18 protein-coding genes are annotated in these 15,638 nt (G+C 71.0%); 12 read left to right on the forward strand and 6 right to left on the reverse strand.

The annotated features are described in order from the left end of the window. Positions 1-13 precede the first annotated feature (13 nt). Positions 14-631, forward strand: coding sequence for a hypothetical protein (locus C4U03_RS22655; protein ID WP_103939861.1), 618 nt, complete (start codon positions 14-16; stop codon positions 629-631). On the opposite strand, the gene C4U03_RS22660 is transcribed toward C4U03_RS22655, so the two are convergent. After that, the gene (locus C4U03_RS22660) at positions 628-1,038 is read right to left on the reverse strand and encodes a VOC family protein (protein ID WP_103939862.1); all 411 of its coding nucleotides are present in this window, start codon (positions 1,036-1,038) and stop codon (positions 628-630) included. The genes C4U03_RS22655 and C4U03_RS22660 overlap by 4 nt on opposite strands. Before the next feature lie 393 nt (positions 1,039-1,431). On the opposite strand from C4U03_RS22660, the gene C4U03_RS22665 reads away from it, so the two are divergent. Continuing rightward, entirely contained in the window at positions 1,432-2,124 is a 693-nt protein-coding gene (locus C4U03_RS22665) for an L-2-amino-thiazoline-4-carboxylic acid hydrolase (RefSeq protein WP_103939863.1), read from the forward strand. Positions 2,125-2,278: 154 nt separating this feature from the next. Here the strand turns inward: C4U03_RS22665 and entS are convergent, their stop codons facing one another. Beyond that, the gene (entS, locus tag C4U03_RS22670; RefSeq protein WP_103939864.1) at positions 2,279-3,523 is read right to left on the reverse strand and encodes an enterobactin transporter EntS; all 1,245 of its coding nucleotides are present in this window, start codon (positions 3,521-3,523) and stop codon (positions 2,279-2,281) included. 76 nt (positions 3,524-3,599) lie between these two features. On the opposite strand from entS, the gene panD reads away from it, so the two are divergent. Both panD and C4U03_RS22680 read left to right on the forward strand, forming a co-directional pair. Beyond that, positions 3,600-4,007, forward strand: coding sequence for an aspartate 1-decarboxylase (panD, locus tag C4U03_RS22675; protein ID WP_103939865.1), 408 nt, complete (start codon positions 3,600-3,602; stop codon positions 4,005-4,007). Positions 4,008-4,010: 3 nt separating this feature from the next. Further along, on the forward strand, positions 4,011-5,576 hold the full coding sequence (locus C4U03_RS22680) for a (2,3-dihydroxybenzoyl)adenylate synthase (RefSeq protein ID WP_103939866.1): 1,566 nt from the start codon (positions 4,011-4,013) through the stop codon (positions 5,574-5,576). Between the two features lie 194 nt (positions 5,577-5,770). Here C4U03_RS22680 and C4U03_RS22685 read toward each other — a convergent pair whose 3' ends face one another. Continuing rightward, on the reverse strand, positions 5,771-7,204 hold the full coding sequence (locus C4U03_RS22685; protein WP_235018051.1) for a carboxylesterase/lipase family protein: 1,434 nt from the start codon (positions 7,202-7,204) through the stop codon (positions 5,771-5,773). Positions 7,205-7,999: 795 nt separating this feature from the next. Between C4U03_RS22685 and C4U03_RS22690 the strand changes: the two genes are divergently transcribed. The 4 genes from C4U03_RS22690 (at position 8,000) to C4U03_RS22705 (ending at position 12,141) form a co-directional block, all read left to right on the forward strand. Continuing rightward, positions 8,000-8,869 (forward strand): hypothetical protein, encoded by an 870-nt coding sequence (locus tag C4U03_RS22690; RefSeq protein WP_103939868.1) that lies wholly within the window; start codon positions 8,000-8,002, stop codon positions 8,867-8,869. After that, the gene (locus C4U03_RS22695) at positions 8,866-10,179 is read left to right on the forward strand and encodes an ROK family transcriptional regulator (RefSeq protein ID WP_103939869.1); all 1,314 of its coding nucleotides are present in this window, start codon (positions 8,866-8,868) and stop codon (positions 10,177-10,179) included. Before C4U03_RS22690 ends, C4U03_RS22695 begins: the two co-directional genes overlap by 4 nt. 59 nt (positions 10,180-10,238) lie before the next feature. Further along, on the forward strand, positions 10,239-11,270 hold the full coding sequence (locus C4U03_RS22700; RefSeq protein WP_103939870.1) for an ROK family glucokinase: 1,032 nt from the start codon (positions 10,239-10,241) through the stop codon (positions 11,268-11,270). Positions 11,271-11,442: 172 nt separating this feature from the next. After that, entirely contained in the window at positions 11,443-12,141 is a 699-nt protein-coding gene (locus tag C4U03_RS22705; protein WP_103939871.1) for a DUF3800 domain-containing protein, read from the forward strand. A gap of 30 nt (positions 12,142-12,171) precedes the next feature. Here the strand turns inward: C4U03_RS22705 and C4U03_RS22710 are convergent, their stop codons facing one another. Further along, a complete protein-coding gene (locus tag C4U03_RS22710; RefSeq protein WP_103939872.1) occupies positions 12,172-12,534 on the reverse strand; it encodes an antibiotic biosynthesis monooxygenase in 363 nt (120 codons plus the stop codon). A gap of 90 nt (positions 12,535-12,624) precedes the next feature. Between C4U03_RS22710 and C4U03_RS22715 the strand changes: the two genes are divergently transcribed. The 4 genes from C4U03_RS22715 (at position 12,625) to C4U03_RS22725 (ending at position 13,540) form a co-directional block, all read left to right on the forward strand. Further along, positions 12,625-12,717, forward strand: coding sequence for a mycothiol transferase (locus C4U03_RS22715; RefSeq protein WP_235018052.1), 93 nt, complete (start codon positions 12,625-12,627; stop codon positions 12,715-12,717). Positions 12,718-12,898: 181 nt separating this feature from the next. Then, complete coding sequence (locus tag C4U03_RS40000; RefSeq protein ID WP_146087473.1) at positions 12,899-13,108, forward strand: hypothetical protein; 210 nt, start codon at positions 12,899-12,901, stop codon at positions 13,106-13,108. Further along, positions 13,101-13,277: a hypothetical protein gene (locus C4U03_RS40530; RefSeq protein ID WP_160147064.1), complete on the forward strand. Its 177-nt coding sequence runs from the start codon at positions 13,101-13,103 to the stop codon at positions 13,275-13,277. The genes C4U03_RS40000 and C4U03_RS40530 overlap by 8 nt, the downstream gene beginning before the upstream one ends. After that, entirely contained in the window at positions 13,274-13,540 is a 267-nt protein-coding gene (locus tag C4U03_RS22725; RefSeq protein ID WP_146087474.1) for a type II toxin-antitoxin system VapC family toxin, read from the forward strand. The genes C4U03_RS40530 and C4U03_RS22725 overlap by 4 nt, the downstream gene beginning before the upstream one ends. Before the next feature lie 185 nt (positions 13,541-13,725). On the opposite strand, the gene C4U03_RS22730 is transcribed toward C4U03_RS22725, so the two are convergent. Together C4U03_RS22730 and C4U03_RS22735 are read right to left on the reverse strand one after the other, a co-directional pair. Next, a complete protein-coding gene (locus C4U03_RS22730; protein WP_103939875.1) occupies positions 13,726-14,283 on the reverse strand; it encodes a TetR/AcrR family transcriptional regulator in 558 nt (185 codons plus the stop codon). Beyond that, positions 14,280-15,479: a cytochrome P450 gene (locus C4U03_RS22735; RefSeq protein WP_103939876.1), complete on the reverse strand. Its 1,200-nt coding sequence runs from the start codon at positions 15,477-15,479 to the stop codon at positions 14,280-14,282. The genes C4U03_RS22730 and C4U03_RS22735 overlap by 4 nt, the downstream gene beginning before the upstream one ends. Positions 15,480-15,638 lie beyond the last annotated feature (159 nt).

Consider the following 15,638-nt stretch of genomic DNA (forward strand, 5'->3'; position numbering starts at 1 on the left):
CGATGATCTCGGCATGGGCACGGACATCAGCGGATTCATCGAGTGTCGTGCACCGGCGTTGGGGCCCGGAGCGCCCCGCCCGTGGCGGGCCGCCATCAATCTTGATCTGCTTTATGACGTCCGGAGCTATGACGCGTTCGGGTGCCTGTTCGGCGTGCGCAACTACGCCTCGTTCCGGCCGCTCGCGGCGGGCCGCGGCCTGCCCGACGACCTGTCGGCGACCGTGCGGGAGGTGGCCGGGCGATGGGAGCGCCATGACGCGACCTGGATCAGTTGGGCCGAAGTGGCGGCGGTGGACTGGGACGAACCCGCTGAGGGCGTCGACCGGCGATTGCACGAGTACCGGCGGCAGCCGGACGGCGGCTTGGAGTTCGTGGGAAAGAGCCTGTGGGGGCCGAGGCTCACGGAGGCGACCGGAGCTTCGCGCGAGGAGGTGATGGCGGGCCGGGTCCGCTGGGGAGAAGGCCAGGAGTTCGTGCTCGGTGACGTCGTCTTCCGCGCCGAGGTGCTGAGGCGCCGCGACGCGGTGCCCCCGGACGGAGACTGGAAGTACGTCTGGCGGGTCATGGAGACCCTGGCGGAACGAGCCGGGCCCGAGGATGTGCGACTCGTCGTCTGGTTCGACAGCTAGGGGCGTGAGGTGATCTGCTGGACCGCCCAGGCGTTGCCGTCGGGGTCGGTGAAGTGCACGAACCCGACGTTGTTGAGGTCGTCGCCGTCCTGGGCGGGCCGCGTGCCGGTGGGGCCCACCACCTGGATCTCGCTGACCTCGACACCGCGTTCCACCAGCTGGGCGCGGGCGGCGGGCAGGTCGTTGACGACCAGTTGCAGGCCCTTGAGGGATCCGGGGGCCATGTCCGTCACGCCCTTGCCGATGACGATCGAGCAGCCGGACCCGGGCGGGGTCAGCTGGACGAAACGCGCGGACCCGGCGTCGGTGTCGTGGTCGACGTCGAAGCCGAGCCGGTCGGCGTAGAAGGACTTGGCGGCGTCCACGTCGGAGACCGGGACGACCACCACTTCCAGGGTCCAGTTCATGGGTGTTCCTTCGCGAGGGACGAGTGCGTCGATAAAGAACCGTACATATGTTCGAGTCCTGCCGCCTGGGCAATCAACGATGGGACGGCGGGAAAAGCCGGGTGCCCGGCCGGGCCGGCGGTGACGGTGGGAACGCAGCACGCCGTTGTCGTCGCACGACGTCCACAGCCGGTGTCCAGCGGGGCGGCTCACCGCTGGAGCGGGGGCGGGGGCCGATCGACATGTCACGTCCGGCGTGTCAGGATCGGACGGTCAGAATCCATGAGGTTCGTCGGCGCCTGGTAGGTCGGTGGAGCGCGTCGGCGTGCCCGCTCGGTTGCGGGCACGGCGGCTCCGCCATGCGCGATGTCGAGTCCGTGCTTCGGGACCGAGCCCGTCCCGAAAGGACAGCACATGCCCACCGACCGGTTCGGACTCTCCGGCGGCGACTACGTTCCCGACCCCGAACGGGAGACGGCCGCCCTCGTCGAGGGCTTCTTCGAGCACATCACCGCGGCGCTGCGCGCGCACGCGCTTCCCGAGGGCCTCGTCGCCGTCATGCGGACGCGGCACGAGCGACTGCAGGCCGCGAACGCGCACCTGATCGTGGATGAGCCCGCACGTCACAACCTCCGCATCACCCTCGCGGTGGCGGCGGCGTACGAGTCGCTGCTGCCGCGCCTGGGACGCGACGCCGCCATCGACACGGTGCGGGCCGCGTTGGTCGAGCCGCTCGGCGACGCGGTCCACGTGGGCACCAGGGCGATGCTGGACGCCGCGCCGGACCCGTTCGCCGCCCTGGTCGCCGTCTCCAAGTCCCGCGAGGAGCACGCCTTCGGCAAGGGGTTCACGTTCCGGCGCCCCGCCGACGACGACCGGCGCTACCTGCTGAACATCCACCGCTGCTTCTACCACGACGTCCTCGTGGCGAACTCCGTCCCGGAGCTCACCCCGGCCATGTGCGCGTTCGACGCCAACTGGATCGAGGCCATCGACCCGGACAGGGACGGCTTCCGCTTCGAACGCGTCACCACCATCGGCCTGGGCGGCACCCACTGCCCGTTCCACTTCACCCGCACCGATCCGGGCGAGGCCGACCCCGACTGAGCCGCACACCGTCCCGGCTGGTCGCCGGCACCGCGCCGTGCGGACGACGACCGCTTGTGACGGCTCGGAGGCCGTGACGGTCCGGTAGGGCTTGCCGGAACCGGCGGGATAACGCCGGTTCCGGCAGGCCGGGTGAAGGGCGGGTGGCGCGGGCTCAGCTCGGTTCGGGTTTCAGGGTGGCGGTGCGCAGGCCGGTGAGGGTGATGGCCAAGACCAGGGAGAGGGCGGCGCTGACCGTGCCGTAGACGACGATGGCGTCGCCGGGGGACAGGTAGCGGCCGAGGGCTCCGGCGCCGAGGGAGCCGACGGCCTCGCCGCCGGTCTCCTGGGCGGACCACAGGGCGTTCACCCGGCCGAGGTAGCCGTCGGGGGTGTGGGTCTGGATCAGCCCGTACCGCAGGATCTCCTCGATGGAGGCGACGAACCCGTACCCGAACAGGATCGCCACGGCGAGGGCGGGGTGGCGGGCCAGGCCCAGGCAGGCCAGCGTCACGAATCCGGCGACGGAGGCGATCAGCAGGGCCCGTCCGGGCGTGCGCAGCCCGCTCGTCCAGCCGCTGGTGACCGAGGCGAGCACCGCGCCGCAGGCGGGCGCGGCGTACAGCAGGCCGACCGTGGTGGGACCGCCGCCGAGCTGCCCGGTGGCGAAGGCGGGCATCAGCACGGGAATGCCGCCGGCCACCATGAACAGCAGCCCCAGCAGCATGAGCGACCCGACGATCCGGTGCCCGGCCACGAACCGCAGTCCCGAGCCGATCGCCTTCAGCGGGTTCCCGGCGGTCTCGGCGGTCTCGGCGGCGGGCTTGAGCGAGGGCAGGGAGGTCAGCAGGCCGAGGGTGCCGGCGGTGCCCGCCGTGGCGGCGGCGTAGTTCCAGCCGACGCCGAACGCCGACACGACCAGCCCGCCGAGCGCGGGCGACAGCATCGATCCGAGCCGTACGGTCAGCGCGTTCAGCGCCCCGGCCGCCACCAGCTTGTCCGGGCCGACCAGAGCGGGAGTGGCGGCCAGCAGCGCGGTTACGCTGACCCCGGTGGCCAGCCCGTCCCAGGCGGCCAGCACGTACAGCGCGCCCAGCGAGGGGGACGGCAGGAACGCGTTCACGGTCAGCAGCGCGAAGCCGACCGCCGCGGCGGTGCGGGCGCGCAGCATCAGCCTGCGGCGGTCGTGCCGGTCGGCCAGCACCCCGCCCCACAGGAACCCGGCCAGCAAGGCGAACCCGCTGGCCGCCGCGACCGCGCCGACGTGCACGGTGGAGCCGGTCATCTCGTGGACTTGGACGGGCAGCGCCACCATCAGCATGCCGATGCCGAAGACCGACACCGTGCGGGCGACGAACACGTTCCGGAACGGTCTGCTGGTGCGCAGCGGGCTGATGTCCATGGCCAGACGGTGCGCCATCGGGTGTTCTCCTCGGGAGGGGGAGTGGCTAAGGTTAGCCTAGCCTTACTAGCCTTGATCGAGGGAGAGGCGGACCGTGCGTCGCATCCTGATGAACGGAAAGATCCACCGCGCCACCGTGACCCAGGCGGACCTGCACTACGTGGGCTCCCTGACGATCGACGCGGAGCTCATGGCCGCCGCCGACATCGTCGAGGGGGAACAGGTCCAGGTCGTCGACATCACCAACGGGGCCCGGCTGGTCACCTACGCCATCACCGGCGAGGCGGGCAGCGGGGTCATCGGCATCAACGGCGCGGCGGCGCACCTGGTCCAGCCGGGAGACCTGGTCATCATCATCTCGTACGCGGCCCTGGACGAGGAGGAGCGCCGGACGCACCGCCCCAGGGTCGTCCACGTCGACGCCGACAACCGCATCGTCGCCCTCGGCAACGACCCGGCCGAGCCCGTCCCCGGCGCTCCCGCCCAGCTCACGGGGCGCTGAACGATGGACGGTTTCACTTCCTGGCCGAACGACCTCGTGGCCCGCTACATCGCCGAGGGCTACTGGAGCGACCGACTGCTCGGTGACGTCCTGCGCGGCGACCCCGGGCGTATCGCGCTGGTTGCCGGCGACGAGCGCCTCACCTACGCCGACCTGGACCGGCGGGCCGACCGTACCGCCGCCGGGTTCCACCGGCTCGGCATCCGGCGCGGCGACCGGGTCGTACTCCAGCTTCCCAACACCGCGTCGTTCGTCGTCGTCTTCCTGGCCCTGGTACGACTGGGCGCCGCTCCGGTGCTGGCCCTGCCCGCCCACCGGCACAGCGAGATCGGCTACCTGTGCGAGCTGTCACAGGCCCGCGCCTACGTCATCCCCGACCGGCACGGCGGCTTCGACTACCGCGAGCTGGCCCGTTCGCTGGACGTCGAGCACGTCGTCGTGGACGGGGACGCCGCCGAGTTCACCGCCCTGGCCTCACTGGACGCCGAACCCGTTCCCCTCGACCGGCCCGACCCCGCCGACGTGGGCCTGTTCCTGCTGTCCGGCGGCACCACCGGGCTGCCCAAGCTGATCCCGCGGACCCACCGCGACTACGTCTACAACCTGGAGGCCAGCGCCGAGGTCTGCGGCTTCACCGCCGACACCGTCTACCTGGTGGTGCTGCCGGTCGCGCACAACTTCGCGCTCGCCTGCCCCGGCATCCTCGGCGCCTTCGCCGTGGGCGGCACGGTCGTCCTGGCCCCCTCCGGCTCCCCCGACGAGGCGTTCCCGCTCATCGAACGCGAACGCGCCACCGCCTGCGCCGTCGTCCCGCCGATCGCGCTGCTGTGGCTGGATGCGGCGACCTGGTCGGATGAGGACCTGTCCTCGCTGGAGCTCCTCCAGGTGGGCGGCGCCAAGCTCGCCGCCGAGCCCGCCGCGCAGGTCCCCAAGGTGCTGGGCTGCGTCCTCCAGCAGGTCTTCGGCATGGCCGAGGGCCTGCTCAACTACACCCGCCTGGATGACCCGCCCGAGCTGGTCGAGACGACCCAGGGCCGCCCGCTGTGCCCGGCCGACGAGATCCGCGTGGTCGACCCCGACACCGGCGAGCCCGTTCCCGAAGGCGAGACCGGCGAGCTGCTCACCCGCGGCCCCTACACGCTGCGCGGCTACTATCGCGCACCCGAGCACAACGCCCGCTCCTTCACCCCCGATGGCTTCTACCGCACCGGCGACCTGGTCCGCCGGCTCCCGTCCGGCCACCTGGTGGTCGAGGGCCGCCATAAGGACCAGATCAACCGGGGCGGCGACAAGGTCTCCGCCGAGGAGCTCGAAGGCCACTTGCTCGCCCACCCGGCCGTCCACGATGCCGCCGTCGTCGGCATGCCCGACCCGATGATGGGCGAGCGCACCTGCGCGTTCCTCATCACCCGGGGAACCCCGCCCACCCTCCGCGAGCTGAAGGACTTCCTGCGCGAACGCGGCCTCGCCGACTACAAGTGGCCCGACCGCGTCGAGACCGTCGACACCTTCCCCCGCACCCCCGTGGGCAAGATCAGCAAGAAGGAACTGGCCGCCCGCCTGGCCTGACGAACGCCCGCCTCCGGGCGGCACCGGCATGTGAACGGCCGTGCGCGCCGCGCGTCCTCGCCGGGGCCGCCCGGACGCGGACGCGGGTCACCGGGACCGATCTGATATCGGGTCGGTCGGGTTCGCCGGATTCGGCCTGGTTCCGGTCGATGCCGGCGTGCGTCGGTGCAGTCGGCGCATGGCCCGGCGGTGTCTCAGCGGGGCTCGGCGTGCTCCCAGATGCGGCGGGAGGCGGCGATGGGGTCTTGGCGGTCGCCGGGTACGGTGTCCCAGATCCGGGTTAGGCGGTGCTGGAGGTCGTAGCCGGGCCAGCCGGGGTCGCCGGTGGCGGCGAAGGCGGTCCAGGCGGTACGCATCTGCTCGGACAGCGGCGCGAAGTCCGCGTGTGGCGGGGAGCCGAGGAAGCGGGCGGCGTAGCGGGTGCCGCCGTTGCCGAAGACGAACGGGACGTCGGCGCCGTGGCCCGCACCGATGGCGGACCCGCGCCAGGCGAAGTCGTACATCCAGGTCCGGCCGCCCGCGCGGGTGTGGGCCTCGGCCGTCCAGATGGTGGGCATCCGGATGAGCGCGTCCGACAGCATCACCGTGAACAGGTCCGCGTCGCTGCCGGTGGGGTGTGCCCGGCGGTAGTCGGCGGCCGCCCGGTCTCCGAGCCGGAGTGTTCCGGCGACGGCTTCCAGGTCGATGCCCGAGGGGCCGGGGCGCCCGCCCATGCCGTTGTACTCCTCGTGGGTGAAGCCGCAGATCAGCTCCACGTCCCGGCGCGCGCCGGCCGAAAGCGCCGTCCAGGGCGGTCCGCTCACCAGGTCGCCGTCGATGACCGGGCCGAAGACGCCGGAGCCGTCATCGCGCCCGGTCAGCGGCGCGTCCTGGACCGCCAGGATCGCCTCGGGCGGCAGGGCTGCGAAACCCTCCCAGGTGGTCTCCACCCCCGCGGCCGCCGCGATCGACGCGGTGACCCGCTCGGCCTCGGCGACGCTGAGGTATCCGGACGGGATGCTCTGCGCGATCGCCCGCCTGAACAGGCCGTCGGTCGCCCGAGTGGCGACGAGCAAGGCCACCGAGGCCGCCCCCGCGGACTGACCGAACACCGTCACCTTGCCCGGGTCGCCGCCGAAGGCCGCGATGTTGCGCCCCACCCACTCCAGCGCTGCGATCTGGTCGCGCAGCCCTCGGTTCTCCGGGACCCCGGGCAGGTGCCCGAACCCTTCGAAACCGACCCGGTAGTTGACGGTCACCACGACCACCCCCGAACCGGCCAACGTCGCCGCGTCGTACTGCGGCATGCTGGAGCCGCCGTACTTCCACAGACCTCCGTGGATCCACACCATGACCGGCAGTCGGGCCGCGCCGAGGTCGGGGCTCCACACGTTCAGCGACAGGCAGTCCAGACCGGCCTCCGGCCGCCACACCGACGGCACCCCCGGCAGCGGCGCGAGCTGGGGCGGGGCGGACCCGAACGCTCCGCAGTCGCGCACCCCCTCCCACCCGGCCGCCGGCACAGGCGGCCGGAAGCGCAACAACCCCTCCGGCGGTGCGGCGAACGGAACGCCTCTGAACGACACGACGCCGCCCAGGTCGATCCCTCGCACCCGTCCCCGGTCGGTCTGCACCACGGTGTTGATCACAACGCGCGAGTCTACGGATCCGGTCTGACGGAACAGCCGAGAGCACCACGTCACGGCGCCGGGCCGGACAACGCGCATCGCTCTCGGATTCCCTCCCAGGGAGCTTCACCGGTGCGCTCTGGGAGTACGGGCCCGGAGCACACCGCCCGTCCTGCGCACTCGCCGCTCCCGGGCAGGCGGGGAGGACGAGTCGCGATGCCCGCGGAATGCGGGCCGGATCGTGGTCGCTCCTGGGCACGGCGAGGGAGACGAACCGGCCGGCTCGGTGAGAGTGGATCAGTTGTCGCACTGAATAAATGAGGATCGCTGTATCTCCGAATCCAGGGGTGGGTTCGTCGGTCCTGCTCAGCCGGCTTTGATTTGATCATCGACATGATGGGGCCAGGGTCGGAATCCGCCGTGGGGCCCATAAAGTACGGGGCCTAACACCTTTTTGGTGCTGGGACCTCGGTTATCGATCAAGGTTTCTGGATCCCGAAACGCCGCTCGCGCCGGGGGATGCGCGTGTCGCAGAGCTCATGCGAGGTGACAGATGCCGCATGGAGCGGGTGTTTTCGCACGTCGGAGCATGGTGCGGAGAAATGATCAATGATTCGATCTTGAATTGCCGATGTTTTGCTTCTGTCGTCGTCATAAAGATGGTGGCTACTTGAGTCGAGAACATGTACAGTCATCTGCAAGACGGCGTACACAACTAAATGATCACTGAAGTGATCTTCTCCCCATCTTGATGCCATCTCGGCACCTCAGATGTCTGTAGCTCTACAGCGCGAGCCAGCAATGAGGAGCCGGAAAATGATGGGGGTGGCAAAGGTGATCAGGAGAGGCCGCAGCCGCCGCGCTCAGGACGAGCACGAGGCGCTGCAAGGCGCCGGTTGGCTGTTCCGCGAGGTCGTCGGGCACGGGGGGACACTGCCCGACCTCGACGCGGGCCGGCACGACGTGCGGGTCCTGGCCCGGGCCGGAGCCCTGCGGGGCATGGGCGTCCAGATGGTCGCCGACGGAAGGGTACGGGCGACCTGGCGGGTCGTGAAGAGGTACGACCGGCACCCGGTCATGCTGGCGTGCGAGCCGGCCACGCCGCCCTCCCCGCGGATGCTGACCCGGTGCACCTGGCGTTTCGTGGTCTACTGCGAGGCCGCCGCCCTGACCCGCCACCGGGACCGGCTGGCGCTGGACTGGCGACCGGCCGGCGGCGTGCCCGAGGAGCGGCTGTCCGGCACCGTCGACAGGCCGGTCCGGGGCGACCGCGACGGCCGCGTCACCATCGTGTCGACCGGCGACGAGGTCCGGCTGCCGTCCGCCGAGGGCCGGGGCCTGCTCGCCGACACCATGGTCAGGTGCACGGTCACCCGTGATGTGGACACGGGCGGGCTGATCGCCGTGACGGTCGTGCCGGAGGACGAGAGCGAGTCGGTCCGGCCGCTCGTGGACGGCTGGACGCCGCGGTCGGGTGACGACCGGTTCACCGCGCACGACCGGCGACGGGCGCTGCCCGTGCGCTCCACGGCCCTCGGCGCCCCGGAGGCCGCCGATCGCGCCGGCCGCCTGGGCCGGTGGCTGTGGGACGGGGAGAACGGCTTCTTCGAACGGGCGACGGCGTTCATCGGGGTGCTCGCGGGCTTCCTCGCCCTGATCGACGCGGTGAGGAGCGTGCTGTCATGACCGGACCGACCCCCGCGGGCCGCGGGATCTCCCCCGCGGCCCGCCGCCGGGCCGTTCGCCGCCGCCAGGGCGGCCGGATCTCCAGCCTCGCGGAGATCACCCGGCGCAACCACCAGCGGGTCTTCGAGGAGGTGGTCATCATGGACGGCCCCTCGGCCAAGGACATCGCCGAGGTCACCGGCCTGGGCCACAGCACGGTGGCCGGCGTGGTCAAACAGCTGAGCGGCAAAGGGCTGGTCAGGGTGGACGCGCCGGCGGAGCGGGCGGTGCGGGGCCGCCGGCCCCAGCCCATCAGGGTCAACGACGGGAGGTTCTACATCGCCGGGGTGGAGATCGAGTCGCACCGGGTGCTCGGGGTGATCACCAATCTGCACGGCACCCCGGTCGTGCGGCCCCAGGAGATCGATCTTCCGCCCACCGACCCGGACGACCCGGTGGACCCCGACCTGGTCGTCGACAGCGTGCGCGAACTGGTCGACCGGCTGATCGCCGAGTTGCTGGCCGGCCGGGACGACGCGCCCGCGGACCGGCCGCTGCTCGGGCTGGGCGTGGAGGTCGGCGGCCGGGTGGACGGCGAGTCGGGGACCGTCGTGCACTCCCCGAACCTGCGCTGGGACGAGATGAGGACCGGAAGGATCCTGCTGCGCCAGCGCCTGCGCGACGCGACCCGGCTGCACACGGTGGTCGACAACGACGTCAACGCGCTGGGGGTCGCCCAGCGGTGGTTCGGCGTCGGCCGCGACCTGGAGGACTTCGGGGTCGTGTACATGTCCGAGAACGGCATCGGAGGAGCCCTGTTCGCCCGAGGAGAGCTGAACCGCGGCGCGATGGGCGCCGCCGGCGAGTTCGGCCACCAGACCCTGACGGTCAACGGGCCGCGCTGCCGGTGCGGCAGCCGCGGCTGCACCGAGGCCGTGGCCACCGTGCGGGCCGTCGCCGACGATCTCAGGACCGACCCCGACGAGGCGCTGCGACGGGCCGCCGAGGGCGATCGCAAGGCCGAGGAGGCCTTCGTCCAGGCGGGCCGGTACATGGGCCAGGCCGTGGTGAACGTGTGCGTCAGCAACGACCCGGGCCCGATCATCTTCACCGGTGACCAGATCCACGCCTCCCGGCTGGACGGTCGCGCGCCCGTTCTGCTCAACGACGTCTACCACGAGGCGATGCTGGAGGTCGTCCAGGAGCACACGATGTGCTCCGACGCGGCCGACCGCTTCCGGTTCGTACCGGACCAGGAGCACTGGAACGGCCCGCGCGGGGCCGCGACGCTGGTGATCCGCGACGTGATCGCCGGACTGGTGCAGGTCTGAGCGGCCACATGAACCCACGACCCCTTTCTCCGTCCCACGACACTTTTCAGGAGCGAGCCATGACCCTTCCGACTCCGGCCCCGGCCCCAGCCACGTCCGCGTCCCCGTCCGCCCGCCTCGGTATCGGCCTCGACGTCGGCGGTACGAAGATCGCCGGCGGCGTCGTCACCGAGAACGGCGAGATCGTCCACCGGCTGCGGGTCTCCACGCCCCCCGGGGCCGATGCCGACACGACCGTGGAGGTCCTGCGGGACCTGGTCGACCGGCTGCGCGACAGGCACCCGGAGGTGGCGGCCGTCGGCGCCGGTGCCCCCGGCATGGTCAGATGGCCCGAGGGACACATCGAGTACGCCCCCAACAACGCCTATCGCGGCCTGGCCCTCAGACGGCGCCTCGCGGAGGCGACCGGGCTTCCCACGGTGGTCGACAACGACGCCAACGCGGCGGCCTGGGCTGAGACGTGCTTCGGCAAGGGGAAGGGCCGCGACAACGTCATCGTGCTCACCGTCGGCACGGGCATCGGCGGCGGGCTCGTCCTGGGCGGCGCCCTGTATCGGGGGCAGACCGGCCTGGGCGGGGAGGTCGGCCACATCATCGTCAACCCCGTCGACGGTCACGAATGCGGCTGCGGCGCCGTCGGCTGCCTGGAGGCCGAGGCGTCGGGCACCGCGCTGCGCCGGATGGGACGCCAGGCCGCCGAGCGTGAGCCCGACGGGCCGATCGCGACCCTGGCCGCCGGCACCGAACTGACCGGAGAGATCGTCCACCAGGCCGCCCGGCAGGGCGACCCCACCGCCGTGGACCTGTTCGACCGGCTGGGCACCTGGCTCGGGGTGGGCATCGCCTCCCTGGTGAACGTGTTCGAACCGGAACTGGTGATCATCGGCGGCGGCCTGGTGCAGACGGGGGACCTGCTGCTGGGGCCCGCCCGGACGGCCTACGGGCGGTACGCCTTCGCCCGGGACCTGCGGCCGCTGCCGCCGATCACGACCGCCGCGCTCGGCAACGAGGCCGGCATCGTCGGCACCGCCGCCCTGGCCCTGGCCGCCGCTCACGACGCGGGTCATGATGCCGGCCTGGAACGTCCGTGAACGAACGGCCCCTTGCGGCCATCCCCATATCCATGCCCGATAACAGAAGAAGGCTCACATTCGCGTCGCGTACTCCTATAGTTTGTAACACCGCGCGAACAGAATGAGAAAGCCCTGGTGATACCCCGCGCCACTGCAGTCCCATCCGGTATGCCCGAAGGCACTGATCCGAATGCACCCCCCAACAACGGAAGATCCAATCCGGCTGTTTTATGTCGACGATTCCGGTGCGTCCGATATCGGGATCATCAGCTACTCGTGGATCCAGTTCTCCGCGCGAGACGAGCCATCGGTCACCGGCTGGTGGCATGACCTGCGCCGTGAACTCGACCTCCGCTACCAGGTGCCCGGGGAGGTCGAGTGGCACTCCACGCACATGGTGCGCGGAGACGGGCGGCCGTCGCGGAACGAGGAGTTCAACCAGTCACGGTCGATGCGGCGCGAGGCCATGGAGTTCGTACTGTCCATGATCAGTGCGTGCGAGGAACTGCGGGTGGGCACCGTCTACCGGCACACCGGCAAGAACGGCCGTGAGTACTACACCGAGAAGATGGCTCTCTACGGCAGGATGATCTCCCATATCGACCTGCGCCTGGCCGGCACCCGGGAGCGGGCGATGATGACCGTCGACGGCCGGGAGTGGGACAGGGACCGTCTGGAGCAGGGCTACCGGACCGCCCGGCCGCGCAACTTCACCGGGCCGCCGGTGCTGGAGTCGACCGAGCGAATGCCCCTGCTCCAGGCCGCCGACATCGTGGCCTGGACCACCTACCAGAGCCTGCGGAGATATCCGGGCAAGGAGCTGATATCGAGTTGGTACGACACCTATCTCCGCCATCGTGACGTCAACGGCGGCCCGCAATCCCTGTGACTGCGGGTCCCTCTGCCAGGCGGGAACGGGTCAGGAGCCGGTCCGCTGTGGGCCGGGACCCACCTCTCGCACCACCACATAGCGAGGATCGCCGCTCATCCGCGGTTCGGCCCTGCCGGACAGTCCCTCCAGCGCCCTCCGGATGGCAGCCATTCGGCCCTCGGTGTCGGAGGTGGCCTCGAAGTGGCGGTAGTCGGCCTCACTGGCCCAGTGCACGATGTTGTAGACCCGGGTGCCGTCAACGCTCACGTGGAACCGCGCGGACCGGTAACCCGGATAGAACCGCACCCAGCGTTCCTGGATCTCCGCGAACGCCTCCACCAGTTCCCGCTGCGTCCGCGGACCGTCCACGGTGTAGTCGATGATCGAGTAGAAACCCGTGTCCGCGCTCATTCGGACTCCTCACCTACGGCAGTGATCGGACACCCCCGACCCTGGAGCCTCCACCGCACTTGAGGTCAAGACCGCCCCACCACACTGGCGATGAAGTGCGCTGGGCCGGCCGCCGAGGAGTACGTGCGTCACAACGGCCACGTGGACCTGCTCCGCGAGCGCATCGACGGCACCACGGGGTGAGAGCGGCCGGCTGCGCGGCGACTTCCAGCCCCGCCCGCCCACCTCTGGCCGGGGCGCGGAACACCGCGGCCGAGCACAGCCGATTCGCCGGCGAGGAGTCGGCATGCGGCGACTGTCGCCGTATGCCGACAGCCGCTGTGAGCACCGGTCAGCGGAAGAACCGAACCGTAGAATGGTGCGCATGAGCGCACTGCGTGAAGAGCTCCATCATCTGGTCGATCAGCTTCCTGATGAGCGGCTGGCGCCGGTGCTCGCGCTGGTACGGGAAGGGGCCAGGCCGGGTCGGCGGGCAGCGGCCGTTGCGGCATTGGAGCGAGTCCGGGAGCGGATGCGCGACGTGCCAGGGGTTGACGAGGAGCTCGACCGGCTCCGGGACGGCTCGCGTGGCTGACGCCTATCTGGTCGATACGGGCGTGTTCCTGCGGTGGTTCGTCGATCAGGAGGGGTTCGAGCACGCCCGCGAGATCCAGCAGGCGTTCCTTGACGGCACGGTCCTGCTGGAGACGGTCGATTTCGCCAGGGTCGAAGTGGCCGTGTCCTCCGCAAGAAGGGACTGTTGACCGGACGGTTGACCCGTGAGGAGTTCATGGCCGCGGTCCGGATCATCGATGATCTTGGCGTTGTGGTGCACGAGATCACCGCCGACCGGCTGGAGCTGGCAGCGGATCTGGCGGCTCGGTCGATGCTGCGGATGTACGACGCATTGTTCGTCCAACTGGCGATCGAGCGGAAGCTCCCCTTGCTGACCGCCGATGCGAAGCTGTGCAGCGCGGTGGACGGGACGGTCGGAACCGAGTTGCTCAGAGGCGTTGGACCGAAATGAGCAGTGTGGCCATCCCGGCGTGGGCCGGACGCCACGGGTTCGTCCGGCTCATCCGGCCGCGGGGTCCAGGACTGGCCGGGTAGATCGGACCGGCTCTGCGCCGCCGGGTGGTGAGTGGCGGGTTGGTAGGGGCATTGCGGGTGTCCGAGGGGTGCCGTGTTCGCCGGTCGGGTGAGGGCGTTCGGTCAGGGTGGGGACAGGACCGGGGCGGCGAAGAGTTCGATCATGGTGCGTTCGTCGGTGGGGTCGTGGCCGGGGGTGGACAGCAGGGACACGATGATCCGCAGCAGCCAGCGGGCGCGCAGCCGGGTGTCCGGGTCGGACGGGTCGCCGAGGAACGCGGCGCACAGGGTTTCCAGGATCGGGGAGGCCGTGGCCAGTTCGGCGCTGTGCGTGCTGTCCGCGCTGGTGAACCAGGCGGCCAGGGCCGGGTCGTCCCGTACCGCCGCCAGGGCCGCCAGGATTGCTTCGATCAGGCGTTCGCGGGGGTCGGTGAGGTGCTGGAGGTGGCGGGCGATGTCTTGTACGACGCGGTGGGTCTGGCGGTGCATGTACGCCACCTGTAGGGCGTGGCGGCTGTCGAAGTAGCGGTACAGCGTGGCCCGTGAGCATCCGGCGGCTTGTGCGATGTGGCTCATCTCGGTGGCGCCGACGCCGCGTTCGGTGAAGACCCTCTCGGCGGCGTCGAGGATGCGTTCGGCGGCCAGTTCGGTGCGCTCGTCGCGCAGCCAGGGGCGGCTCATGCCGCGGGCCCTGGCCGGAACGGCAGCGACTGGAAGCGGCGGACGAAAGGACCGGGCGCGAAGACGCCGCGGCCGGTGTCGACCTCGAAGCGCGGGTAGCGGGCCAGCAGTTCCTCCAGGGCGATCCGGGCCTGGAGCCGGGCCGCCGCCGCGCCGAGGCAGTGATGCGCGCCGTGGCTGAAGGCCAGCATGCGGCGCGGCTGGCGGGTGATGTCGAGCGCTTCGGCGTCGGGGCCGAACTCGCGGGGGTCGCGGTTGGCCGACCCGTACAGCAGCATCACCTTGCGTCCGGCCGGGATCACCTTGCCGTGCAGCTCCACGTCACGGGTGGCGGTGCGGGCCAGGCCTTGGACCGGGGTGGTCAGCCGCAGCAGTTCGTCGATCGCGTCGGGGATCAGCGACGGGTCGTTCACCAGTGCGTCGCGCTGCTCCGGGTGGGCCGACAGCAGCCCGGATCCGCCGCCCAGCAGCCCGGTCGTGGTGTCGTTGCCCCCGGTGACCATGGTGAACGCGAAGCCGAGGATGCGTAGCAGGCCCAGCGGGTCGGTGTCGCCGAAGACGGCGATCAGCGCGGAGATGGTGTCGTCGCCGGGTTCGGCCCGCCGCCGTTCGATGAGGTGGCCGAAGTAGTCGAACAGCTCCGCCACGGCCTGCCCGCCGGCCAGCGGGTCGCCGTGCGCGTTGGCGGCCACGATCGCCTCGGTCCACCCGTCGAACCTGGCCCGGTCGGCCTCCGGCACGCCGAGATAGTGGGCGACGACGAAGCTCGGCAGCGGCTTGAACAGCTCGGCGACGATGTCCACCTCGGCCCGGCCGGCCAGCCGGTCCAGCCGCTCGGTCACGAACGCCCGCACCGCCGGCTCGATCGAGGCCACCCGGCGGGGCGTGAAGCCCCGGCTGATCAGCCTGCGGAACTCGGTGTGCTCGGGCGGGTCCAACATCACCATCGGGGCGGCCTCGCCGAGGCCGATCTTCTCCCGCTCGCCATAGGTGAAGGTCAGGCCCTCGGCGGAGGAGAACGTCGCGGTGTCCCGGGCGGCCTCCCACACATCGGCGAACCGGGACAGCACCCAGTAGTCGCCCCGCTCGACGTGGTGCAGGGGGTCGTGGTCGCGCAGGCCCGCGTACACGCCGAACGGATCCCGCCACGACTCGCCGGACATGGGCACGTATCTCTGAAACATCTCTACGGTCATGTCTCGACAGTGAGACGTGTTCGCCTTGGCGTCAATGGGCTGTCCCACGGATCGTTCGGATTCGTTCACGCGTCCGAGGATCCGGCCGCGGTGGACTTTGGTCGGTGTGCGATGGCCGATCGGCGGATGCCCCGGCGGCGACGGCCCCGCCAGGCTGGG

The organism is Thermomonospora echinospora, from assembly GCF_900108175.1.
GTDB classification, from domain to species: Bacteria; Actinomycetota; Actinomycetes; order Streptosporangiales; family Streptosporangiaceae; genus Thermomonospora; species Thermomonospora echinospora.

Bases quoted from the DNA above. Each gene is read 5' to 3' on its own strand.
- C4U03_RS22690 (WP_103939868.1), top strand. From the start codon at position 8,000: ATGATGGGGGTGGCAAAGGTGATCAGGAGAGGCCGCAGCCGCCGCGCT.
- C4U03_RS22695 (WP_103939869.1), top strand. From the start codon at position 8,866: ATGACCGGACCGACCCCCGCGGGCCGCGGGATCTCCCCCGCGGCCCGC.
- C4U03_RS22705 (WP_103939871.1), top strand. From the start codon at position 11,443: ATGCACCCCCCAACAACGGAAGATCCAATCCGGCTGTTTTATGTCGAC.
- C4U03_RS22715 (WP_235018052.1), top strand. From the start codon at position 12,625: ATGAAGTGCGCTGGGCCGGCCGCCGAGGAGTACGTGCGTCACAACGGC.
- C4U03_RS22710 (WP_103939872.1), bottom strand. From the start codon at position 12,534: ATGAGCGCGGACACGGGTTTCTACTCGATCATCGACTACACCGTGGAC.
- C4U03_RS22655 (WP_103939861.1), top strand. From the start codon at position 14: ATGGGCACGGACATCAGCGGATTCATCGAGTGTCGTGCACCGGCGTTG.
- C4U03_RS22730 (WP_103939875.1), bottom strand. From the start codon at position 14,283: ATGAGCCGCCCCTGGCTGCGCGACGAGCGCACCGAACTGGCCGCCGAA.
- C4U03_RS40000 (WP_146087473.1), top strand. From the start codon at position 12,899: ATGAGCGCACTGCGTGAAGAGCTCCATCATCTGGTCGATCAGCTTCCT.
- C4U03_RS22680 (WP_103939866.1), top strand. From the start codon at position 4,011: ATGGACGGTTTCACTTCCTGGCCGAACGACCTCGTGGCCCGCTACATC.
- entS (WP_103939864.1), bottom strand. From the start codon at position 3,523: ATGGCGCACCGTCTGGCCATGGACATCAGCCCGCTGCGCACCAGCAGA.
- C4U03_RS22735 (WP_103939876.1), bottom strand. From the start codon at position 15,479: ATGACCGTAGAGATGTTTCAGAGATACGTGCCCATGTCCGGCGAGTCG.
- C4U03_RS22700 (WP_103939870.1), top strand. From the start codon at position 10,239: ATGACCCTTCCGACTCCGGCCCCGGCCCCAGCCACGTCCGCGTCCCCG.
- C4U03_RS22660 (WP_103939862.1), bottom strand. From the start codon at position 1,038: ATGAACTGGACCCTGGAAGTGGTGGTCGTCCCGGTCTCCGACGTGGAC.
- C4U03_RS22665 (WP_103939863.1), top strand. From the start codon at position 1,432: ATGCCCACCGACCGGTTCGGACTCTCCGGCGGCGACTACGTTCCCGAC.